The following is a 22,013-nucleotide window of genomic DNA, read 5'->3' as shown; positions in this document are numbered from 1 at the left end:
TTTCCCTGCATGGGGGAAATGCTCCAGCATTTCCAGGCTGTTGAGATGTGGAAGACGGCTGCCTCCCTCAATTCCCAATCAGTGGCGTTGCCGGCATCAGTATCTGCAATGCCCTCCTGCACGGCTTTGAATGCCAGGACTCAGCGGTCACGTAGCGGCTCAAAGCCCGCTGCAGGGGGGTATTGACGATCTCGGTCGGTCGCCCGCGCCAGTTGATCCAACTCGCTGACAAGTTCGGGCTTTACTCGGAAAGACATAACGGGAGAGGCTGCCATAACGTTGTTCCACACGTGTTCTGTATGCGCTGTGTACATGGTATGCGGACGTTATGCTTCGGCTGGTAGTCGGCCACCAATAGCGGTTTGTCGGTTTGGGGAAGGATTTACAGGCGAGCGACTGGGTTGTATCAACCCAGAAACAACAAAGCCCTCACATTTCTGTGAGGGCTTTGTTTTGTATGGTGCCGGCACCAGGAGTCGAACCCGGGACCTACTGATTACAAGTCAGTTGCTCTACCAACTGAGCTATACCGGCGTGTTAGGGCGACGATTATAGCGATTGGCAACGTTCTGTAAACCCCTGAATTCTGACTATTTTTGCAGAACCCGAGCTTTTTTCACGAACGCCCCTTTTTCCGGCAAGCACGGGTAGGATTCTTCCCTCGTCGCCGGGCGGTCTGGCCGGTGCGATCTTGAATTCATCCCTGCCTAAGGAAGCCCCACGTGAAACGGACTCTCTCCCTGTGCCTCATCCTCCTCGCCGCCGCTCTCAGCGCGTGCTCCATTACCAAGCCCGGCAACGACCCCGCGCTGGTCGGTACCTGGAAAGGCCTGCGTTCGGAAACCGGCAACTGTCAGTTCCTGTCGTGGACCAACCACCTCAAGGCCGATGGCCGTTTCACCATTACCTTCTTTCGCGATGCGCAGCAGACGCAGGTGATTCAGACCGAGCAGGGGTCGTGGTCGGCGGCCGACGGTAAGAACGAGTTGCGCACCGATGGGGTGCGTTCGCCGGATGTGTACACCTATAAGCTGGTGGACCCGGACACCGTGCATTACGTGAGCGTGGCAGCGGACCCCACCAGCGATTGCCAGGGTGATTATGAATTCACCGAGCGGCGGGTTCATCAATAAGCCTGAGCCAATGCCCGCAGGCTGACGATGGTCAACGCGTTTGCGCTCGTGCTGGGTATCCTCTTGGTTCAATGGGTGGGTTCATTGAGGGTCGAGGAAGTGTCCAGCGGCGTGGGTTTTGCTTAGTTGTGCATAGACGTCGCGGGCGACCGCCGGGTGGGTTTTGCCTTGAATCCAGCCGCGGTTTGCGTATTCTGTCGCGCGATATGAATAGTGGGTTTAATCGCAAAATCGTGTAGGCAAATTTTCGAGACAGATTTGAGGCAACGGATTATTTGTTTATGGGTATGTCAGATTTGTGCCGTTTTTGACCATCAGGCCAACAAAAATCACGATAAATCAGTGCAAGTTCATGTTCTTACAACGAATGCATTTTTATCGTCGATGGAGTCATAAAAATGGCGCCACGCCGTTCGTCGGATAAGATCGAGCTAAAAGCATCAAAATACTGACACCATCAATGTGATATCACAGAATGCCTCGGCCAGCACATAACTATAAAAATACAAGGTCAGCTCTTTGCTGGCCTTTTTATCGCCTTTAAAGCGCAAACCAGGTGGGGAGGGGCAGTGAGTGAGTCGAGCAGATGACATTTCCAAACTATTCAACAAGCTGGGTGCCAACCCGAATGGCTACCGCGAAATTGACTTTATCCATGAGTTTATCGAGGACGAAGTAGAGGTCCTGGAGAGCCCGGAGGTTGAGGTTGTTGCTCCCCCGCCTGCAGTGGCAGCTCTCTTGGATGAAGCCCCATCGGCCCCGTTGCTGCGTTTGCTCGAAGAGCTGAACCATGGCGATGCCGACCACCTGCCACTGTCCGAAGTAATATCGGGCCCGCAAGGCGAGGTGTATTCGGAGCAGTCCACGCCGAAAGTGGTGGTGGTGGTTTCGGTTAAAGGGGGCGTCGGCCGTAGCACCTTGTCTGCTGCGATTGCCAGTGGCTTGCAGCGCCAGGGGCACCCGGCGCTTGCCCTCGACCTGGACCCGCAAAACGCCCTGCGTCACCACCTGTGCCTGGGCCTCGACTTCCCTGGTGTCGGCGCCACCAGCTTGCTTAACGAAAGCTGGGAAGCCCTGCCTGAACGCGGCTTTGGCGGTTGCCGCCTGGTGGCGTTCGGTGGCACTGACCACGAGCAGCAGCAGAGCTTGAATCGCTGGCTGGGCCAGGATCCCGAGTGGCTTGGCAAGCGTTTGGCCAGCCTTAAGCTGAACGGCCAGGACACGGTCATCATCGACGTACCGGCCGGCAACACCGTGTACCTCCGCCAAGCCATGTCGGTCGCCGACGCGGTGCTGGTGGTGGTGCAGTCGGATGTGGCGTCGTTCAGCACCCTGGAGCAGATGGACAGCGTGCTGGCGCCATACCTGCAACGCGCAAAACCGCCACAACGCTTTTATGTGATCAACCAGTTGGACGCCGCCCACCGCTTCAGCCTGGACATGGCCGAGGTGTTCAAGACGCGCCTCGGCAGTGCCCTGCTGGGCACGGTACACCGCGACCTGGCGTTCAGCGAAGCCCAGGCCTACGGGCGTGATCCCCTCGACCCTACCGTCAACAGTATCGGCTGCCAGGACGTCCACGCCCTGTGCCGCGCCTTGCTCGAACACATCGACTCGGACCTTCCATGACCGACAATACGTCCTCCACGCCCTTCGTCGAAGGGCGCGCTGAACAGCGCCTGAATGGCGCCATCGCGCGCTTCAATCGCTGGCCTGCGGCGCTACGTACGGTGCTGGTATTTGCCAGTTGCGTGCTCGGTGCCCTGCTGTTTTTTGGCGTTATCAGTGCGCCGCTGGACCTCTACAGCCAATGCCTGTTTGCCGCTGTGTGCTTCATGGCGGTGCTGGTGCTGCGCAGGATCCCGGGGCGCCTGGCAATCCTCGCGCTGGTGGTGCTGTCGCTGGTGGCCTCGCTGCGCTATATGTTCTGGCGACTCACCTCCACCCTGGGCTTTGAAACCTGGCTCGACATGTTCTTCGGCTACGGCCTGGTCGCCGCCGAGTTCTACGCCCTGATCGTGCTGATCTTCGGCTACGTACAAACCGCCTGGCCGCTGCGTCGCACCCCGGTGTGGCTCAAGACCGAGCCGGAAGAATGGCCGACGGTGGATGTGTTCATCCCCACCTATAACGAAGCTCTGAGCATCGTAAAGCTGACCATCTTCGCCGCCCAGGCGATGGACTGGCCCAAGGACAAGCTGCGCGTGCACGTGCTCGATGACGGCCGCCGTGATGACTTTCGCGAGTTCTGCCGCAAGGTCGGGGTCAACTACATCCGTCGCGACAACAACTTCCACGCCAAGGCCGGTAATCTCAACGAAGCGTTGAAGGTCACCGACGGCGAATACATCGCGCTGTTCGACGCCGACCACGTGCCGACGCGCTCCTTCCTGCAAGTCAGCCTGGGCTGGTTCCTCAAGGATCCGAAGCTGGCGATGCTGCAAACGCCGCACTTCTTCTTCTCGCCGGACCCGTTCGAAAAGAACCTCGACACCTTCCGCGCCGTGCCCAACGAGGGCGAGTTGTTCTACGGCCTGGTGCAGGACGGCAACGACCTGTGGAACGCCACCTTCTTCTGCGGCTCGTGTGCGGTGATTCGCCGTGAGCCGCTGCTGGCAATCGGCGGGGTGGCCGTCGAGACCGTGACCGAAGACGCCCACACCGCGCTCAAGCTCAACCGCCTGGGCTACAACACGGCGTACCTGGCGATCCCGCAAGCCGCGGGCCTGGCCACGGAGAGCCTGTCGCGCCACATCAACCAGCGGATTCGCTGGGCGCGGGGCATGGCGCAGATCTTCCGCACCGACAACCCGCTGCTGGGCAAGGGCCTCAAGTGGGGCCAGCGCATCTGCTACGCCAACGCTATGTTGCACTTCTTTTATGGTTTGCCGCGTTTGGTGTTCCTCACTGCGCCGCTGGCCTATTTGGTCTTTGGCGCGGAGATTTTCCATGCCTCGGCGCTGATGATCGTCGCGTATGTACTGCCGCACCTGGTGCATTCAAGCCTGACCAACTCACGCATCCAGGGCCGCTTCCGGCACTCGTTCTGGAACGAGGTATACGAGACCGTACTGGCCTGGTACATCCTGCCGCCGGTGCTGGTGGCGCTGGTCAACCCCAAGGCCGGTGGCTTCAACGTCACCGACAAGGGCGGCATCATCGACAAGCAGTTCTTCGACTGGAAGCTGGCGCGCCCTTACCTGGTGCTGTTGGCCGTGAACCTGGTCGGCCTGGGCTTTGGTATTCATCAGTTGATCTGGGGCGATGCGTCCACGGCCGTGACGGTGGCGATCAACCTGACCTGGACCCTCTACAACCTGATCATCACCAGTGCCGCCGTAGCCGTGGCCTCGGAGGCGCGCCAGGTGCGTTCCGAGCCGCGCGTCAGCGCCAAGCTACCGGTGAGCATTATCTGTGCCGACGGCCGTGTGCTGGATGGCACTACCCAGGATTTCTCGCAGAACGGCTTCGGCCTGATGCTCACCGATGGTCACTCGATCACCCAGGGCGAGCGCGTGCAACTGGTGCTCTCGCGCAACGGCCAGGACAGCCTGTTCGATGCGCGCGTGGTGTTCAGCAAAGGGGCGCAGATCGGCGCCCAGTTCGAACCCCTCAGCCTGCGCCAGCAAAGCGAATTGGTACGCCTGACCTTCTCCCGCGCCGACACCTGGGCCGCGAGCTGGGGCGCCGGCCAACCGGATACGCCGCTGGCGGCCCTGCGCGAAGTCAGCTCCATCGGCATCGGCGGCCTGTTCACCCTCGGCCGCGCCACCCTACACGAACTGCGTCTGGCCTTGAGCCGCACCCCCAAAAAACCGCTTGATACGCTGATGGACAAGCCATGACCTCGAAGATTTTCGCTCGCCCTCATCCGCGCCGTGCACTCGCGCTGATGATCGCCTCGCTGATGGGTTTCAACACCCTGGCGCAAGCTGCCGAGCAAGCGGTGACCACCGTGCCCGTGCAAAGCACCGACAACGGCTACAGCCTGACCCTCAAGCAATTGGGGCGTCGCGACACCATGAACCTGCAAGGGGTGGAGTCTTCCGACAGCGTCAACTTCGACATTCGTGCCGACGAAGTGGTCAAGGGCGCGCAACTGTTGCTCAAGTACAGCTACTCGCCGGCGTTGCTGGCGGACCTGTCGCAGATCAACGTGCTGGTCAACGGCGAAGTAGCCGCCAGCCTGGCGTTGCCCAAAGAGGGTGCCGGCACTCAGCAGGAACAACTGGTGCAGATCCCGCCGAAGTTGATCACCGAATTCAACCGCTTGAGCCTGCAGTTCATCGGTCACTACACCATGTCCTGCGAAGACCCGTTGCACAGCAGCCTGTGGGCCAAGATCAGCAACAGCAGTGAGCTGAAAGTGCAGGTCGAGCCGATCGTCCTCAAGGACGACCTGGCCGTGCTGCCGCTGCCATTCTTCGATAAGCGTGACGCGCGCCGGGTGAGCCTGCCGTTCGTGTTCGCCACCGCGCCGGACAGTGCCGCCCTGGAAGCGGCCGGTGCGTTGTCGTCCTGGATCGGCGGCCTCGCCAGCTACCGTGGCGCGACCTTCCCGACCACCCTCGGCGAGCTGCCGGCCAAGGGCAATGCCATCGTGCTGGTGCAAACCGCCGAAGCCATGGATGTGCACGGTGTCGCCATCGCCAAGCCGACCGGCCCGACGTTGACCCTGATCGCCAACCCCACCGACGCCAATGGCAAGCTGCTGATCATCACCGGCCGTGACGCGCAAGAGCTCAAGCGCGCCGCCACCGCCGTGGTGCTGGGTAGCCCGGTATTGGCCGGCAACAGCGTGGTCATCACCAAGCTCGAAGCCCTCGCGCCGCGCCGTCCCTATGACGCCCCGAACTGGCTGCCGAGCGACCGCCCGGTGCGCCTCGGTGAGTTGGTCGAGCAGCAGAAACTCAGTGTGTCGGGCTACAATCCCGGCGCCATCAGCGTCGACATGCGCCTGCCGCCTGACCTGTTCAACTGGCGTGAAGAAGGCGTGCCGCTGCACCTCAAATACCGTTACACCCCACAGCAGGTGTCGACCAATTCCGCGCTGCTGATCGGTCTGAATGACCAGTTCATGAAGTCCGTGGCGTTGCCGTCGGTGACCAACCTGGGCGGCGGTCAAACCCTGCTCGACCAGTTGAAGAAAGACGAAAGCCTGCCCCGTGAAGTGACGACCCTGTTGCCGATCAGCTCGGCATCGCCGAAGTCCAAGCTGCAGCTGCGCTTTATGTACGACTACATCAAGGAAGGCGAATGCCGCGACATTATCGTCGACAACATGCGCGGTTCCGTCGACCCGGACTCGACCCTCGATGTCACCGGTTACCAGCACTACATCGCCATGCCTAACCTGGGTGTGTTCAACGACTCCGGTTTCCCGTTCACGCGCCTGGCCGACCTGTCGGAATCCGCCGTGGTCATGCCGGACAACTTCGGCACCGATGAAATCACCGCTTACCTGACCGTGCTCGGCCGCTTCGGCGAAGCCACCGGTTACCCGGCAACTGCGGTGAAAGTGGTACAGGCCAAAGATGTGCAAAGCGTCGCCGACAAGGACCTGCTGGTGCTCGCCACCGCCGCCAACCAACCGCTGCTCAAGCAGTGGCAGCAGTACCTGCCGGCGACCAGCGATGGCGCGCAGCATCAGTTCCTGTTGTCGGACCTGCCGCGTTATGTGCGCAGCTGGGTCAGCCCCGATCCGGCGGCCAATATCCACAAGGCCAATACCGGGATCACCTTCAATAGCTTGAGCAGCAGCACCTGGCTGGCCGGTTTCCAATCGCCGCTCAAGTCCGGGCGCAGCGTGGTCCTGATCGCCAGCAACCAGCCGCAAGGCCTGCTGGAAGCTACCTCCGCCCTGATCGGCGGCGACGACTACAAAGATTCGATCCAGGGCAGCCTGGCGGTGGTGCAAGGCACGCAAATCAGCTCGCTGGTGGCGGACGAGCAGTACTACGTCGGCAAGCTCAACTACTTCAAGTTCATGCAGTGGCAACTGTCCCAGCACCTGGGGTGGATGCTGTTGATCACCTTCCTCAGTCTGGCGGTGGTCACGTCGCTGATCTACCTGTCACTGCGTGCCCGTGCAAAACGGCGGTTGGCATGAGCCCGCTGCGTAGCATGGCCCTGATAGCGCTGGGCTCGCTGATGTGTGCTGGCGTGGCGCAGGCGCAAAGCTGCGACTGGCCGTTGTGGCAGAACTATGCCAAGCGCTTCGTGCAGGACGACGGCCGCGTGCTCAACTCCTCCATGAAACCTACCGAGAGCAGCTCGGAAGGGCAGTCCTACGCGATGTTCTTCGCCCTGGTCGGCAACGACCGTGGCAGCTTCGACAAGCTGTGGACCTGGACCAAGGCCAACATGTCGGGGGCCGATATCGGCCAGAACCTGCCAGGTTGGTTGTGGGGCAAAAAGCCTGACAACACCTGGGGCGTGATCGACCCCAATTCTGCCAGCGACGCGGATTTGTGGATGGCCTACGCCCTGCTTGAAGCGGCCCGCGTGTGGAATGCACCGCAATACCGCGCCGATGCGCAATTGGTGCTGGCCAATGTGGAACGCAACCTGATCGTGCGTGTGCCGGGCCTGGGCAAGATGCTGTTGCCGGGGCCGGTGGGTTACGCCCATGCCGGTGGTCTGTGGCGGTTCAACCCGAGCTACCAGGTGCTGGCGCAGCTACGCCGCTTCCATAAAGAGCGGCCGAATGCCGGCTGGAACGAAGTGGCCGAAAGCAACGCGCGGATGCTCGCCGACACCGCCAGCAACCCCCATGGCCTGGCGGCCAACTGGGTCGGTTATCGCGCGACCAGTGCCAACACCGGGCTGTTTGTGGTCGACCCGTTCTCCGATGACCTGGGCAGCTACGACGCGATCCGCACCTACATGTGGGCCGGCATGACCGCCAAGGCCGATCCACTCGCGGCGGGCATGCTCAAGTCCCTGGGGGGCATGTCCCGGGCGACGGCTGCGGCGGCCACCGGCTTCCCGCCGGAGAAAATCCACGTCACCACCGGCGAAGTCGAGAAGAACAACGGCTATTCGCCGATCGGCTTCTCGGCGTCGACCATTGCCTTCTTCCAGGCCCGTGGCGAAACCGCCCTGGCACAACTGCAAAAGGCCAAGGTCGACGACGCGCTCAACAAAGCCCTGGCGCCCTCGGCGCCGGACAGCGCGCAGCCGATCTACTACGACTACATGCTCAGCCTGTTCAGCCAAGGCTTTTCCGATCAGAAGTACCGTTTTGAACAAGACGGTACGGTCAAACTTTCCTGGGAGGCAGCATGCGCCGTCACACGCTAGCCATTGCGATTCTCGCCGCCCTGGCCTCGACCGCCAGCTTCGCTGAAACCAGCGACCCGCAGTCCCTGCTGATCGAGCAGGGCTACTACTGGCAGGCGAAGAAAAACCCCGAGCGGGCCCTGGAGACCTGGCAGAAACTGCTTAACCTGAGCCCCGAGCAGCCGGATGCGCTTTATGGCATCGGCTTGATCCAGATGCAGCAGAACCACCCGGCCGAGGCGCAAAAGTACCTGGCCCGACTGCAAGCGCTGAGCCCGGTGCCGCGCCAGGCGTTGCAGCTGGAGCAGGACATCACCGTCAACATGCCGGAAAATGCCAAGCTGCTGGAGCAGGCGCGTGAATTGGGTGAGCCTGAAGACGAGCGCGAAAAGGCTGTGGCCTTGTACCGTCAGATTTTCCAGGGCCGCCAGCCCCAGGGCCTGATTGCCCGTGAGTACTACAACACCCTGGGTTTTACCGCCAAGGGCACCAATGAGGCCATTGCCGGCCTTCAGCGCCTGACCCGTGAGCGGCCCAACGATCCGATCGTTGCGCTGTTCCTGGCCAAGCACCTGGCACGCAACCCGGCAACCCGGCCGGACGGTATCCGTGCGTTGGCCAAGCTGGCCTCGAACAACGATGTGGGCGGCAACGCCGATGAAACCTGGCGCTTTGCGCTGGTCTGGCTCGGCCCACCGAAGCCGGACCAGGTGTCGCTGTTCCAGCAATTTCTCACCGTGCACCCGGATGACACCGAGATCCGCGCGCTCATGGACAAGGGCATCGCCCAAGGCAAGGGCGGCGGTGCCTGGCAGCGTGATCCGCAGATGACCAAGGCATTCAAGGCCCTGGACGACGGCGACTTGAAAACCGCCGAGCCACTGCTCACGGCGCGCCTTGCGCAAAAATCCAATGACGTCGATGCCCTTGGTGGCATGGGCGTGTTGCGGCAACAGCAAGAGCGTTTCAGCGACGCGGAAAACTACCTGGTGCAGGCCACGCGCTTGCCCGGCGGCGCCGCGTGGCAGTCGGCCCTGAACGACGTGCGTTACTGGAACCTGATCAGCCAGAGTCGTGACGCCCAGCGCGCCGGCCGCGGTGCCCAGGCCCGTGACCTGGTGGCCCAGGCCGAGCGCCTGAACCCGGGCCAACCGGGTGCGGCAATCGCCTTGGCCGGTTTCCAGGCCCAGGACAACCAGTTCGACGTTGCCGAAGCCGGCTACCGCAAGGTGTTGGCCCGTCACCCTGGCGACCCGGATGCGCTCAGCGGTTTGATCAACGTATTGTCCCAATCCGGCCAGCCGGATGAAGCCCTGAAGCTGATCGACTCGGTGTCGCCGGCCCAGCGCGCCAAGTTTGCGCCGAGCGTGAAAATCAACGCACTGCGCGCTACCCAGGTCGGCAAACTGGCCGAGCAGCGCGGTGACCTGAAGGCCGCGCAAGCCGCCTACCGCCAGGCCCTCGACGCCGACCCGGAAAACCCCTGGAACCGCTTTGCCCTGGCGCGCATGTACCTGCGCGACGGTCAGATCCGCAATGCGCGTGCCCTGATCGACGGCCTGCTCAAGACCCAGCCCAACCAACCGGATGCGCTGTACACCAGTACCCTGTTGTCGGCTGAACTGAGCGAGTGGAAACAAGCCGAGGCCACCCTCGGGCGTATCCCCACCGCCCAACGCACGGCGGACATGAACGAGCTGGCGATCGACATCGCCCTGCATCAGCAGACGGACATCGCCATCGAAACAGCGCGCCGTGGCCAGCGTCCGGAAGCCCTGGCGCTGCTTGGTCGTTCCGAGTCGCTGACCCGGCAAAAACCTGAGCGCGTGGCCGTGCTGGCTGCTGCTTATGTTGACGTGGGCGCACCGCAGTTCGGCCTGGACATGATGCAGAGGGTGGTGGAGAACAACCCCAATCCGACCGTCGACCAGAAACTGCTGTACGCCAACGTACTGCTCAAGGCCAACAAGTACAGCGAGGCGGGCGAGATCCTGCGCGAAGTGCAAGGCCAGCCGTTGACCGAGATCGGTCGCCAGCGCTATGACGATTTGATCTACCTGTACCGGGTCAAGCAGGCCGACGCCCTGCGCGAGAAGAACGACCTGGTGGCGGCCTACGACATGCTTTCCCCGGCCCTGGCCCAGCGCCCGAACGACGCATTGGGTGTCGGTGCCCTGGCGCGCATGTACGCGGCCAGCGGCAACGGCAAGAAGGCCATGGAGCTGTACACGCCGTTGATCCAGCAGAACCCGAACAATGCGCGCCTGCAATTGGGGCTGGCGGACATCGCCCTGAAAGGCAACGACCGCAGCCTGGCGCAATCGGCCAGCGACAAGGCCCTGGCGCTCGAACCGGGCAACCCGGAGATCCTCACTTCGGCGGCACGCATCTATCAGGGCCTGGGCAAGAACAGCGAAGCCGCTGAACTGCTGCGCAAGGCCCTGGCGATTGAAACCGCGATGAAGGCCAGGACCCAGGTGGCCCAGGCCGAACCTCAGGGCAAATCGTCTAACCCCTTCGTGGGCTTGCCGGGCCAGCGCCGCCAGGTCACCGACCTGACTGTCGCCGGCGCCGTGCCGCCGCCGATCGATGCACCGACCAAGACCGTCACGTCCAGCGCGTTTGCCAGCGCGACGTCCAACGACCTGAGCGACCCGTTTGTGCCGCCGTCGACCATCGCCTCCATCGACAGCCCCGAGCTGAGCCCGGCACGGCGTGCGCTGGATACCATCCTGCGTGACCGTACCGGGTATGTGGTGCAGGGCTTGAGCGTGCGCAGCAATAACGGCGAGAAAGGCTTGAGCAAGATCACCGATGTGGAAGCGCCGTTCGAAGCGCGCATGCCGGTGGGCGATAACACCATAGCGTTGCGCGTCACGCCGGTGCACTTGAGTGCGGGCAGCGTGGGCAGCGATGCGTTGTCGCGTTTCGGCAAAGGCACCACCACCCCGGCGGGCTCCCAGAGCGACACCGGTGTTGGCTTGGCCGTCGCGTTCGAGAATCCGGATGAAGGCCTCAAGGCCGACGTCGGGGTCAGCCCGTTGGGCTTCCTCTACAACACCCTGGTGGGTGGCGTGAGTGTCTCGCGTCCGTTCGAGGCCAATTCGAACTTCCGCTATGGCGCCAATATTTCCCGGCGTCCGGTCACCGACAGTGTCACCTCCTTCGCGGGTTCCGAAGACGGCGATGGCAACAAATGGGGCGGCGTCACCGCCAACGGCGGCCGTGGTGAGCTGAGCTATGACAACCAGAAGCTGGGCGTCTACGGCTACGCGTCGCTGCATGAATTGCTGGGCAATAACGTCGAAGACAACACCCGCCTGGAATTGGGCAGCGGCATCTACTGGTACCTGCGCAACAACCAGCGGGACACGTTGACCCTGGGCATCAGCGGCTCGGCGATGACCTTCAAGGAAAACCAGGACTTCTACACCTACGGCAACGGTGGTTACTTCAGTCCGCAGCGCTTCTTCTCCCTGGGCGTGCCGATTCGTTGGGCACAAAGCTTTGATCGCTTCAGTTACCAGGTAAAAAGTTCGGTAGGCCTGCAGCATATCGCGCAAGATGGGGCGGATTTCTTCCCGGGCGAAAGCACGCTGCAAGCGTCCAGGGGTAATCCCAAGTACGAGAGCACCAGCAAAACCGGCGTCGGCTACAGCTTCAACGCGGCTGCCGAATACCGTCTCAGCTCGCGGTTCTACCTGGGGGGTGAAATCGGACTCGATAACGCCCAGGATTACCGCCAGTACGCGGGTAATGCTTATCTGCGCTACTTGTTCGAAGACCTGAGCGGACCTATGCCTTTGCCGGTCAGCCCGTACCGTTCCCCTTATTCCAACTGATTAAATCGGAGTCATTCATGCCTGTTTCTGCGATTGCCGGCCTAACCATGCTGGTACTGGGCGAAAGTCATATGAGCTTTCCCGATTCGTTGCTCAACCCGCTGCAAGACAACCTGACCAAGCAAGGCGCGGTGGTTCATTCCATCGGTGCCTGCGGTGCTGGTGCGGCGGATTGGGTCGTACCGAAAAAAGTCGAGTGTGGCGGCGAGCGCCTGCCCACCGGCAAAGCGGTGATCTACGGCAAGAACGCCATGAGCACCACGCCGATCCAGGAACTGATCGCCAAGGACAAACCCGACGTTGTCGTGCTGATCATCGGCGACACCATGGGCTCCTACACCAACCCGGTGTTCCCCAAGGCCTGGGCCTGGAAAAGCGTGACCTCGCTGACCAAGGCGATCACCGACACCGGCACCAAGTGCGTGTGGGTCGGTCCGCCGTGGGGCAAGGTCGGTTCCCAGTACAAGAAGGACGACACCCGCACCAAGCTGATGTCGGCCTTCCTGGCCAGTAACGTGGCGCCGTGCACCTACATCGATTCGCTGACCTTCTCCAAGCCGGGCGAGTGGATCACCACTGACGGCCAGCACTTCACCATCGACGGCTACCAGAAATGGGCCAAGGCCATTGGTACGGCGCTGGGCGACCTGCCGCCATCGGCCTACGGTAAAGGAAGCAAATAATGAAACGCATGACCCTGGGCCTGGCGACCGTGCTCGCCAGTGTCAGCGCCTACAGCGCCGACATCCCGTTGTACCCCACCGGCCCGGAGCAGGACGCAGCGTTCCTGCGTTTTGCCAATGGCACTCCCGGCGAGTTGAAGCTGGTGGCGGACGGTTCCAAGGCCAGCCTGGTGTTGAGCGGGGATAAAGCCGTGTCGGCCTTCCTGCCGGTGGTGGGGGGTGACAAGCCGATCAAGGGCGTGTTGAGCCGCGACGGCAAAAACGCCGACCTGTCGGTGACCGTGGCCCCCGGCGAATTCGCCACCGTGGTCGCGTTGGTCGACGCCCAGGGCGCCACGCGCCAGTTGGTGGTGCGTGAGCAACCGGACGACTTCAACGCGCTCAAGGCTTCCCTGGCCTTTATCAACGCCGACGCCGCCTGCGCCGACGCCAGCCTGGAAGCCGTGGCCCAAAAGGCCGAGCTGTTCAAGAAGGTGGCCGAAGGTTCGTTGCAACGCCGCATGATCAACCCGCTGGAATTGTCGGTGCAGCTCAAGTGCGCCGGTGCTCCGGTGGGCCAGCCGCTGACGTTCACCCTCAAGGCGGGTGAGCGCTATAGCGTGCTGGCCGTCCCTTCGGCTGCAGGTTCGAAGTTGCTGTTCGCTTCCGACGCACTCGCTAACTGATCGGGCCCGACACCACCATGGTCTTTGCCTCACTCGAATTCCTCACGCTGTTCCTGCCGGCCTTTCTGTTGATCTATGCCCTGGCTCGTCCGAGCTGGCGCAACGTCATCCTGTTGATCGGCAGCTGGTTGTTCTACGGCTGGCTGAGCCCGTTGTTCCTGTTCCTGCACATGGTGTTGACCGTGGTGGCATGGGTCGGCGGCCTGCTGGTGGACCGTTCCCGTGAGGACGGCAAAGGCCGGGTGCGCCTGTTGATCGCGTTGATTGTGTTCAACACGGCGGTGCTGTGTTGGTACAAGTACGCCAACATTGTCGCCGGTACCGTGAGCGAGGTGATCACCTGGTACGGCGCCATGCCGCTGGATTGGCAGCGCGTGGCCTTACCGGCCGGCTTGTCATTTATCGTGCTGCAGGCGATTTCCTACCTGGTGGACGTGCACCGTCATACGGTGCCGGTGGAACGCAGCTTCATCAATTACGCCACGTACATTTCGATGTTCGGCCACTCGATTGCAGGCCCGATCATCCGTTATGACTGGGTTCGCCGGGAGCTGAACCAGCGTTATTTCAACTGGCCGAATTTCTCCCTCGGTGCGCGGCGCTTCATGATCGGCATGGGCATGAAAGTGCTGGTGGCGGACACCTTGTCGCCGTTGGTGGACATTGCCTTCCACCTGGAAAACCCGAGCATGGTGGATGCGTGGATCGGTTGCCTGGCTTATTCGCTGCAACTGTTCTTCGACTTCGCCGGCTACAGCGCCATGGCCATCGGCCTGGGCCTGATGCTGGGTTTTCACTTCCCGGAAAACTTCAACCGACCGTACCTGGCCAGCAGCATCCAGGACTTTTGGCGTCGTTGGCACTTGTCGTTGTCCAGTTGGTTGCGCGACTACCTGTATATCGCCCTGGGCGGTAACCGCGACGGCGTGTGGCGTACCTATCGCAACCTGTTCCTGACCATGGCGATCGCCGGGTTGTGGCACGGCGGCGACAGTTGGAACTACCTGTTGTGGGGGGCGGCGCATGGTATCGCGCTGTGTGTGGATCGCGCCTGGTCGCGGTCGAGCCTGCCGCGCATTCCGCCGGTGCTGTCGCACATCCTGACGTTGCTGTTTGTGTGCCTGGCCTGGACCTTGTTCCGCGCGCCGGACTTCCATTCGGCGCTGACCATGTACGCCGGTCAGTTCGGTATGCATGGCGTGGCCTTGGGTGACGCCATGGCCGTGGCCATGCGCCCGGCCCACGGCATGGCGGCGTTGCTGGGCCTGGTGTGCATCATTGCGCCGATCTGGCAGGTGCGTTGCGAGCAGCGTTTCGGTACCCAGCCCTGGTTTGTGGTGGCCGCTTCGTTGTGGCCGGTGGCCGGGTTTGTGTTGTCGTTCGCGCTGATCGCCAGCCGCGACGCCGTACCGTTTCTGTACTTTCAGTTCTAAGGACGCCCGACCATGCCCGCTCCTACCGCGCCGACTCCTCCGAGCGACTTGGCTGTTCGCACCAGCCCCCTGGCGGCCTGGGTGCTGGTACCCTTCCTGGCGGCGGGGCTGCTGTCCTGTGCCTGGCTGATGGTGAAGGGGCCGATCAGCTTCTTGCCCGCCAAGGTCGACAGCGACATGCTGCTGCACGGTGAGTTGACCCACCGTTTCGCCAAGGAACTGGCCAAGGCGCCGATGGCGATCCAGGCGGCCAACCTGGAACGTGGCGCAAGCTGGCTGGCGTTCGGCGACACCGGCCCACGCGTGCGGCCGGGTTGCCCGGGCTGGCTGTTTATCAGCGATGAACTGCGCATCAACCGCCACGCCCAAGCCAACGCACAGACCAAGGCCCAGGCCGTGATCGACCTGCAGCGGCAACTGGGTGAAAAAGGTATCGAGCTGCAAGTGGTGGTGGTACCGGACAAGAGCCGCATTGCGGTTGCCCAGCTGTGTGGCTTGTACCGACCGGCAGTGCTCAACAGCCGGATTCAGGACTGGACGGCCACTTTGCAGGCCGCTGGCGTGTCCGCGCTGGACCTCACCGATACCTTAAGACCCCTCGGGCCCGAGTCATACCTGCGCACCGACACCCACTGGAGCGAAATCGGCTCCAACGCCGGCGCCCAGGCGTTGGCAAAACGCATCCAGCAACGTGAGATCAAGGCTACGCCCGAGCAAACCTTTGAGATCACCCAGGCACCGCTTGCCGTGCGCCCCGGTGATCTGGTGCGCCTGGCCGGTCTCGACTGGTTACCGCCGAAGTTGCAACCCCCGGGGGAATCGGTCGCGGCCAGCTCCGCCCACGAAGCGGGTGGCGCCACCAGCAACACTGACGACCTGTTCGGCGACGCCGGGTTGCCCAATGTGGCACTGATCGGGACGTCGTTCTCGCGCAATTCCAACTTTGTCGGCTTCCTGCAGAAAGCCCTGAACGCTCCCGTGGGCAATTTCAGCAAGGACGGCGGCGAGTTCTCCGGCGCGGCCAAGGCGTATTTCGACAGCCCGGCGTTCAAGCAAACCCCGCCGAAGTTGTTGATTTGGGAAATTCCAGAGCGGGATCTGCAGACCCCATACGATGCGATCAGTATCAGTCGGTAATTTGACGTTTTGCCGTTTATCTAAAAAATAGACGGCTTAATCATCAAAATAATGACACTTTTGTGCGCTTGAAGCAGACTGCCTGCACAAGGGCGACCACAAGAAGACCTGCGGTAAGCAGTCGTATCAGCTGACCTTTTCACGTCTTTAAGCTTCGCCGTGAGGAGGGTGCGCTATGAGCTTTACCGACGGTCTTCTTGCTCTGCTTGGCAAAGATGTCAGCCGTGACCCCCGTGGCCTGAATTCGCGACTGCACTTTTTTGGCAGCATTCCCGTGGAGGATGGCACCCCCTTTCCCCCTCAGGATTCCACTGTACAGTCCACGCTGATGGAGAAGGCCGAGCGGCGCCCCTGCGTGGTGGCGCTGGTGTCGGTCAACGGAGGCGTGGGGCGCAGCACCCTGGCGACCCTGTTGAGCAGTGGTCTGCAGCGCCTGGGCGAATCGGTGGTGGCGGTGGACCTGGACCCGCAAAACGCCTTGCGCCGTCACTTCGGTGTCGCTCCGACCTCACCGGGCATCGGCCTCGCCAGCCTGCAGAATGCGCATTGGAAACACATCCAGCAGCCCGGTTTTGTCGGCAGCCGCGTCATTACCTTTGGCGACACCGATATCCAGCAGCAGGACACCCTGCAGCGCTGGCTGAAACATGAACCGTACTGGCTGGCGCAGCGGCTGCACGCCTTGGGCCTGGACGCCCGCCACACGGTGATCCTCGATACCCCCGCCGGTAACAGCGTCTATTTCCACCAGGCCGTGAGCGTGGCGGATGTGGTGCTGGTGATCGCCCAGGCCGACGCGGCGTCCCTGGGAACCCTGGACCAACTCGATGGGCTGCTGGCGCCGCACCTTGGGTGCGACCGGGCGCCGCACGTTCACTACGTGCTTAACCAGCTGGATGAGGACAGCGCCTTCAGCCTGGATATGGTTGAGGCATTCCGGCAGCGACTGGGGACGAAAGAGCCGTTTGAGGTGCATCACGACGTAGGGATCAGTGAAGCCCTGGCGTTCGGCACCGACCCGCTGGACAGCCAGGCGTTGAGCCTGGCCGGTGACGATATCAATGAACTTTGCCGCCTGCTGATTGCCCGCAAAAAGCAACTGTAAATGCCGGTTTATGTGCTTGACGCCAGATGCTTATGCACAATTTGTTGTTTGGGCTGTCACGAAATGATCAGGTTGTGGAGTCGTTCTCATCACCCCCGCAACTGCCTGTTTTACGTGCTTTTTATTCTGTGAACAAAAAATGAACAACGTGGCTTTTTGCCTGTAGCGCAGATGGCCGCAGGCCTTGTAACGATTCCATCAACAGAGTTATCCACAAGCTGGGGTGCGACAATTCTGCCCCTTAATCGCGCTCGGCAAGCACCATCAAGTTGCGTGGTGTCAGTGTGGTTTCGCAGAAGCTGCCCACTTCGACCCTGTAGCCACGTTCGGCCAGAAACAGTGCCCGATCCAGTACCAGCCACACTTCAAGTGGGCGCCGAAACAGCCCACGCAGCAACTCCAGGTTCCTGACCTCGGCCAAACGTCGCCAGCCGTGCGCTTCCAGCGCCGCCCAATCCTGTTCACCTGTGGATAACCCTTTGAGGCAGGCCAACGCCTGGCAGTAGTCGGCGAAGGGTTTGTCCAGCCAACCGGCGGGCAGGGACGGTGTGGGCAGGTACTCGTCGCAGTGGCGTAACTGGCGTTGTAACTGATCGAAACCCAGGCGGCGGGCCATTGAGGTGTCCCGCTGCAGCCGCACGCGTTTGCCGGCCGTGACGGTTTCGCTGAGGGGCAGGCCAAGGTCGTCGAGCGACAGCCGCAAGGCTGAAGCACGGCCCGCTTCGGACAGCGGTTGGTAGGCGTCCGTGTTGATGCGGTTGTAGCAGCACGGCGCCATGGCCAGTTGTTTGCAGCCGGCGGCACTGGCCAGTTGCAGCAGGCGCACATGCAGGTCGCCGCAGGCATGCAGCGCGACGGGGGTGTGCTCGGGGTCTAGGCTCACGTCCGCCATGACATCTTGCAGGCGATGGGTGACGGGCAGGCCGTGGTGGTCGCTCAAGGCCTGGCCAGCCGCGATCAGGGCCGGGTCGTATTCCAGGCAGGTCAGCTGTTGGTTGGGGTGCAGCAGGCGGCGGCCGAGGTGGCCCTTGCCGGCGCACCAGTCCAGCCAATGCCGGGGTGTTTGCGCAAACTGGAGCGCGGCGCCGAAGGCTTCGATTTGCTGCCACTTGCGCCCGGGTACGTCGACATTCAGGCGGTGCGCCGCCGGTTGCAGGGGCTGCGTCGGTAACTTATCCACAGCGCTGAGGCGCAGGGCTTCGCGGGCCAGTGCGGGAAAAGGCGCTGGCGCCGGTAGGGTGTGGGGATGGTTGTGGCTGGTTTCCGCGTCGGACAACGAGCGTTGGCGCAGCCATCGGGCCAGTTGCGGATGTTCGGTTTCCCAAGGCAGCTGCCGATGCACAAAGGGCCGTGGTCGCCACAGCCCTTGGTGCTCGATCAGAAACGCATCCAGCGCCTCGAAGCGGGCTTCAACGTCCCTGGCAGGCATCGACGCGCAGCCAGCGTTCCAGCAGTTTGAAGCCGCGTACCAGCAGGAAGGAGATCAATAGGTAGAACACGCCGGCGGTGAAGAACATCTCCACCGTCAGGTAGTTGCGCGCGATGATCGTCCTGGCCATGCCGGTCAGTTCCAGCAGGGTCACGGTGCTCGCCAGCGAGCTGGCCTTGAGCATCAGGATCACTTCGTTGCTGTAGGCCGGCAATCCGATGCGCGCGGCCCGGGGCAGGATGATGTAGAACAGCGTCTTGGGCCTGGACATACCCAGCGCACGGGCGGCTTCGATTTCCCCAGGCGGAATGGCCTGGATGGCACCCCGCAGGATCTCGGCGATGTACGCGGCGGTGTGCAGCGTCATGGTGGCGGTGGCACACCAGAACGGGTCGCGCAGGTACTTCCACATGAAGCTTGAGCGGATGCTGTCGAATTGGGCCAGGCCGTAATAGACCAGGAACAACTGCACCAGCAGCGGCGTGCCGCGAAAGAAAAAGATGTAGGCGTAGGGCAGGGCGCGCACAGACAGATGCCTGGACGAGCGCGCGATACCCAGGGGGATGGCCAGGATCAGGCCGAGGATCACAGCGATGCTCACCAGCTCCAGGGTCAGGATGGCGCCCTGGATAAACTTCGGCAGCCACTTGATGATGACTTCCCATTCCATTACGTCGTCCTCACGAAGCCGCGGGCGGCGCGTTGTTCCAGGAAGTGCATGGCCACCATCGACAGCGACGTCAGGCCCAGGTAGATGAATGCGGCGACCATATAGAAGGTGAAAGGCTGTTTGGTGACGGTTACGGCGATCTGCGCATGGCGCATGATTTCCTCGAGGCCGATGACCGTGACCAGCGCGGTATCTTTCATCAGGATCAGGAACAGATTGCCCAGCCCCGGCAGGGCGATGCGCCACATCTGCGGCATGATCAACCGGGTAAAGATACGAAACTTCGACAGGCCCAGCGCCACACCCGCTTCGCGGTGGCCCTTGGGAATGGAGATGATTGCACCCCGCAGCACTTCCGTGGCGTAGGCGCCGAAACACAGGCCCAGGGCGATCACGCCAGCGGCAAAGGCGCTGAGGGACAGGTCGGGAATGTCGAGCAGCTCACCCAGTGAGCGCATGGCGTTGATCGTACCGAAGTAAATCAGCAGCACCCACAGCAGCTCCGGCACACCGCGAACGATTGTCGAGTAAGTACCGCCCAGCCATTGCAACGGCTTGTACGGGGAAGTCTTGGCCAGGGCACCGGCGAGGCCGAGTACCAGCCCCAGGCATAACGCCGTGAGGGCCAGTTTGACGGTCATCAGCGCGCCGGCAGCGAGCGCCGGGCCGAATCCGTAGAGATCGAAATTCATGGTGTCTTCATATCGCGGCAGGCATTGCTGAAAGCCGGCGCGCTCAAGTGAGCGCGCCGGGCAGGCCGTTCAGGTCATTCGATGCTGAACGGGAAGTACTTGTCGTTGATCTTCTTGTAGGTGCCGTCTGCCTTGATCTCTGCCAGGGCTTTGTTCAGGCGCTCGCGCAGCGGGTCGCCCTTGCGTACGGCGATACCGATCTTGTCGCTCTCGACAACCGGGTCGCCCTTGAACTCGTAGGCCGAACCGTCTTTGCTCTTGAGCCATTCGTACTGCACGTACTTGTCGGCGAGGATCCCGTCGAGGCGGCCGGACGTCAGGTCAAGGTAGGCGTTTTCCTGGGTGTCGTAGAGCTTGGCTTCGGTGTCAGGCAGCTTGTCTTCCAGGTAGGTGCCGGCCAGCGTCGCGCGTTGGGCGCCGATGACCTTGCCCTTCAGGTAGGCGGCGTCGGTCTTGAAGTCTGCGGTGGCTTTGGGCGCGATGAACTGCAGCTTGTTGGAGTAGTACGGGTCGGTGAAGTCGACGGCTTGCTTGCGCTCGTCGGTGATCGACAGCGAGGACACCAGGAAGTCGAACTTCTTGGCATTCAGGGCCGGGATGATGCCGTCCCAGTCGGACACGTATACGTCGCACTTCTCGACTTTCATCTTGGCGCACAGGGCGTCGCCGATGTCTTTGTCGAAGCCGACCACTTGGCCGCTGGCGTCTTTATTGTTGAACGGCGGGTAGGCCGCTTCGATCCCCATGGTCAGGGTTTCTGCCATGGCCGTGGCGCTGAACGCCATCGAGACGGCCGCGGCCAGAAGGAATTTTTTATAGTTCTGCATGCATGTTGCTCCGTTAGCGGTTGCTGGACATGAATTGTTTGCAGCGCGCCGAAAGCGGGTTTTCAAACACCTGCTGTGGCGATCCTTGCTCTTCGATCAGGCCCTGGTGGAGGAACACCACTTCACTGGAGACCTGACGGGCGAAGCCCATTTCGTGGGTGACCAGCAGCATGGTACGGCCTTCTTCGGCCAGCGCGCGGATCACATTAAGTACTTCCTGGACCATTTCCGGGTCAAGCGCCGAAGTGGGTTCGTCGAACAGGATGACTTTGGGCTGCATCGCCAGGGTGCGCGCGATGGCCGCCCGTTGTTGCTGGCCGCCGGACAATTGCGCGGGGTAGGCATGGCGCTTGTCGGCGATGCCGACCTTGTCCAGCAGGGCTTCGGCCACTTCTATTGCTTCGGCCTTGCTTTGGCCGAGCACGCGGCGAGGGGCCTCGATGATGTTGTCGAGGATGCTCATGTGCGGCCACAGGTTAAAGTTTTGAAACACAAAACCGATTTCGCTGCGCAGGCGGTTGATCTGCTTGCCGTCGGCGGCCTGCAGCTCGCCGTTTTTCGCGGCCTTGAGCTTGAGTTCTTCACCGGCCACGAGGATCTGGCCCTGGTGTGGGTTTTCCAGCAGGTTGATGCAGCGCAGGAACGTGGACTTGCCGGAACCGGAGGAACCCAGGATCGAGATCACATCGCCGTCGCGAGCGGTCAGCGAGATACCTTTGAGTACCTCCAGCTCACCATAGCGTTTATGCAAGTTGCGGATTTCAAGCGCGGGCGTGGCCTCGGCCATGTGGGGTCCTCATTGTGTTCATTGCGATCTTCGCTGTTGGGCCGCCTTCCTGGCGAGGCGCCAAGCTAGCATAGCGTCCTGATGGCGGCCAACAGCGTGGCGGGCGGTAAACGGGCGGTGTGCGGCAGGGTGTCGCATCGGCACAGCAGGGTGTCGCGCCATCAACAACCGAACAACCGTTTTAACCCGTGAATTCGCAGGCTTCGCGTGAAAAAGGGCGCGATGGTGCCAGCTTTGGCCGGGTGTTGGAAGGGTTAAACGGGCAAACGGTAGCTATCGGCCCTTTTATGGCGCGCTGCGTACTTTTCGTGTGTGTTTTTGGTGCACTT

Annotated in this window: 16 protein-coding genes, 1 tRNA gene and 1 pseudogene; 11 read left to right on the top strand and 7 right to left on the bottom strand. The window is 62.0% G+C overall.

Annotated elements, in window-relative coordinates; genetic code table 11:
• Positions 1–59: 59 nt before the first annotated feature.
• Together BM416_RS30925 and BM416_RS20460 are read right to left on the bottom strand one after the other, a co-directional pair.
• A pseudogene (locus BM416_RS30925) lies at positions 60–275 on the bottom strand (CopG family ribbon-helix-helix protein); the annotation flags it as partial.
• A gap of 183 nt (positions 276–458) precedes the next feature.
• A tRNA-Thr gene (locus tag BM416_RS20460) sits at positions 459–534 on the bottom strand.
• A gap of 188 nt (positions 535–722) precedes the next feature.
• Between BM416_RS20460 and BM416_RS20455 the strand changes: the two genes are divergently transcribed.
• The 11 genes from BM416_RS20455 to bcsQ (BM416_RS20405) all read left to right on the top strand — a co-directional run bounded on the left by BM416_RS20455 (position 723) and on the right by bcsQ (BM416_RS20405) (position 17,279).
• Entirely contained in the window at positions 723–1,133 is a 411-nt protein-coding gene (locus BM416_RS20455) for a hypothetical protein (RefSeq protein ID WP_092489261.1), read from the top strand.
• Between the two features lie 573 nt (positions 1,134–1,706).
• Positions 1,707–2,762: a cellulose biosynthesis protein BcsQ gene (gene bcsQ / locus BM416_RS20450; protein WP_371856062.1), complete on the top strand. Its 1,056-nt coding sequence runs from the start codon at positions 1,707–1,709 to the stop codon at positions 2,760–2,762.
• Complete coding sequence (gene bcsA / locus BM416_RS20445; RefSeq protein ID WP_027605103.1) at positions 2,759–4,978, top strand: UDP-forming cellulose synthase catalytic subunit; 2,220 nt, start codon at positions 2,759–2,761, stop codon at positions 4,976–4,978. The genes bcsQ (BM416_RS20450) and bcsA overlap by 4 nt, the downstream gene beginning before the upstream one ends.
• Positions 4,975–7,242 carry a cellulose biosynthesis cyclic di-GMP-binding regulatory protein BcsB gene (gene bcsB / locus BM416_RS20440; protein ID WP_092489260.1) on the top strand — a complete coding sequence of 756 codons (2,268 nt, stop codon included), beginning with the start codon at positions 4,975–4,977 and terminating at the stop codon, positions 7,240–7,242. Before bcsA ends, bcsB begins: the two co-directional genes overlap by 4 nt.
• On the top strand, positions 7,239–8,435 hold the full coding sequence (gene bcsZ / locus BM416_RS20435; RefSeq protein ID WP_027605101.1) for a cellulose synthase complex periplasmic endoglucanase BcsZ: 1,197 nt from the start codon (positions 7,239–7,241) through the stop codon (positions 8,433–8,435). The genes bcsB and bcsZ overlap by 4 nt, the downstream gene beginning before the upstream one ends.
• The gene (locus BM416_RS20430) at positions 8,417–12,256 is read left to right on the top strand and encodes a cellulose biosynthesis protein BcsC (protein WP_092489259.1); all 3,840 of its coding nucleotides are present in this window, start codon (positions 8,417–8,419) and stop codon (positions 12,254–12,256) included. Before bcsZ ends, BM416_RS20430 begins: the two co-directional genes overlap by 19 nt.
• A 17-nt stretch (positions 12,257–12,273) precedes the next feature.
• Positions 12,274–12,939 (top strand): SGNH/GDSL hydrolase family protein, encoded by a 666-nt coding sequence (locus tag BM416_RS20425; RefSeq protein WP_027605099.1) that lies wholly within the window; start codon positions 12,274–12,276, stop codon positions 12,937–12,939.
• Positions 12,939–13,604: a DUF4397 domain-containing protein gene (locus tag BM416_RS20420; RefSeq protein ID WP_092489258.1), complete on the top strand. Its 666-nt coding sequence runs from the start codon at positions 12,939–12,941 to the stop codon at positions 13,602–13,604. The genes BM416_RS20425 and BM416_RS20420 overlap by 1 nt, the downstream gene beginning before the upstream one ends.
• A gap of 17 nt (positions 13,605–13,621) precedes the next feature.
• Positions 13,622–15,037 carry an MBOAT family O-acyltransferase gene (locus BM416_RS20415; protein ID WP_092489257.1) on the top strand — a complete coding sequence of 472 codons (1,416 nt, stop codon included), beginning with the start codon at positions 13,622–13,624 and terminating at the stop codon, positions 15,035–15,037.
• 12 nt (positions 15,038–15,049) lie between these two features.
• Positions 15,050–16,174: an alginate O-acetyltransferase AlgX-related protein gene (locus BM416_RS20410; RefSeq protein WP_092489256.1), complete on the top strand. Its 1,125-nt coding sequence runs from the start codon at positions 15,050–15,052 to the stop codon at positions 16,172–16,174.
• A gap of 175 nt (positions 16,175–16,349) precedes the next feature.
• Positions 16,350–17,279, top strand: a complete 930-nt coding sequence (gene bcsQ, locus BM416_RS20405; RefSeq protein ID WP_092489255.1) for a cellulose biosynthesis protein BcsQ — start codon at positions 16,350–16,352, stop codon at positions 17,277–17,279.
• A 241-nt stretch (positions 17,280–17,520) separates the two neighbouring features.
• Here bcsQ (BM416_RS20405) and BM416_RS20400 read toward each other — a convergent pair whose 3' ends face one another.
• The 5 genes from BM416_RS20400 to BM416_RS20380 form a co-directional block, all read right to left on the bottom strand.
• Positions 17,521–18,708, bottom strand: a complete 1,188-nt coding sequence (locus tag BM416_RS20400; RefSeq protein WP_092489254.1) for a methyltransferase — start codon at positions 18,706–18,708, stop codon at positions 17,521–17,523.
• Positions 18,689–19,378, bottom strand: coding sequence for an ABC transporter permease (locus BM416_RS20395; RefSeq protein WP_027605093.1), 690 nt, complete (start codon positions 19,376–19,378; stop codon positions 18,689–18,691). The genes BM416_RS20400 and BM416_RS20395 overlap by 20 nt, the downstream gene beginning before the upstream one ends.
• Positions 19,378–20,070 (bottom strand): ABC transporter permease, encoded by a 693-nt coding sequence (locus tag BM416_RS20390; RefSeq protein WP_027605092.1) that lies wholly within the window; start codon positions 20,068–20,070, stop codon positions 19,378–19,380. The genes BM416_RS20395 and BM416_RS20390 overlap by 1 nt, the downstream gene beginning before the upstream one ends.
• A gap of 74 nt (positions 20,071–20,144) precedes the next feature.
• Complete coding sequence (locus BM416_RS20385; RefSeq protein ID WP_065940732.1) at positions 20,145–20,897, bottom strand: ABC transporter substrate-binding protein; 753 nt, start codon at positions 20,895–20,897, stop codon at positions 20,145–20,147.
• Positions 20,898–20,910: 13 nt separating this feature from the next.
• Complete coding sequence (locus BM416_RS20380; protein ID WP_027605090.1) at positions 20,911–21,684, bottom strand: ABC transporter ATP-binding protein; 774 nt, start codon at positions 21,682–21,684, stop codon at positions 20,911–20,913.
• Positions 21,685–22,013 lie beyond the last annotated feature (329 nt).

It is taken from the genome of Pseudomonas sp. NFACC42-2 (assembly GCF_900116055.1).
In the GTDB taxonomy this organism is placed as follows: domain Bacteria; phylum Pseudomonadota; class Gammaproteobacteria; order Pseudomonadales; family Pseudomonadaceae; genus Aquipseudomonas; species Aquipseudomonas marginalis.
Note: the sequence above shows the minus strand (reverse complement) of the source record. Positions and strands in the feature narration are given on the sequence as shown.

Coding starts and splice junctions, on each gene's coding strand:
- BM416_RS20415 (WP_092489257.1), top strand. CDS start 13,622: ATGGTCTTTGCCTCACTCGAATTCCTCACGCTGTTCCTGCCGGCCTTT.
- BM416_RS20410 (WP_092489256.1), top strand. CDS start 15,050: ATGCCCGCTCCTACCGCGCCGACTCCTCCGAGCGACTTGGCTGTTCGC.
- BM416_RS20390 (WP_027605092.1), bottom strand. CDS start 20,070: ATGAATTTCGATCTCTACGGATTCGGCCCGGCGCTCGCTGCCGGCGCG.
- BM416_RS20385 (WP_065940732.1), bottom strand. CDS start 20,897: ATGCAGAACTATAAAAAATTCCTTCTGGCCGCGGCCGTCTCGATGGCG.
- BM416_RS20420 (WP_092489258.1), top strand. CDS start 12,939: ATGAAACGCATGACCCTGGGCCTGGCGACCGTGCTCGCCAGTGTCAGC.
- bcsQ (WP_092489255.1), top strand. CDS start 16,350: ATGAGCTTTACCGACGGTCTTCTTGCTCTGCTTGGCAAAGATGTCAGC.
- bcsA (WP_027605103.1), top strand. CDS start 2,759: ATGACCGACAATACGTCCTCCACGCCCTTCGTCGAAGGGCGCGCTGAA.
- bcsZ (WP_027605101.1), top strand. CDS start 7,239: ATGAGCCCGCTGCGTAGCATGGCCCTGATAGCGCTGGGCTCGCTGATG.
- BM416_RS20380 (WP_027605090.1), bottom strand. CDS start 21,684: ATGGCCGAGGCCACGCCCGCGCTTGAAATCCGCAACTTGCATAAACGC.
- BM416_RS20430 (WP_092489259.1), top strand. CDS start 8,417: ATGCGCCGTCACACGCTAGCCATTGCGATTCTCGCCGCCCTGGCCTCG.
- BM416_RS20425 (WP_027605099.1), top strand. CDS start 12,274: ATGCCTGTTTCTGCGATTGCCGGCCTAACCATGCTGGTACTGGGCGAA.
- bcsB (WP_092489260.1), top strand. CDS start 4,975: ATGACCTCGAAGATTTTCGCTCGCCCTCATCCGCGCCGTGCACTCGCG.
- BM416_RS20395 (WP_027605093.1), bottom strand. CDS start 19,378: ATGGAATGGGAAGTCATCATCAAGTGGCTGCCGAAGTTTATCCAGGGC.
- BM416_RS20400 (WP_092489254.1), bottom strand. CDS start 18,708: ATGCCTGCCAGGGACGTTGAAGCCCGCTTCGAGGCGCTGGATGCGTTT.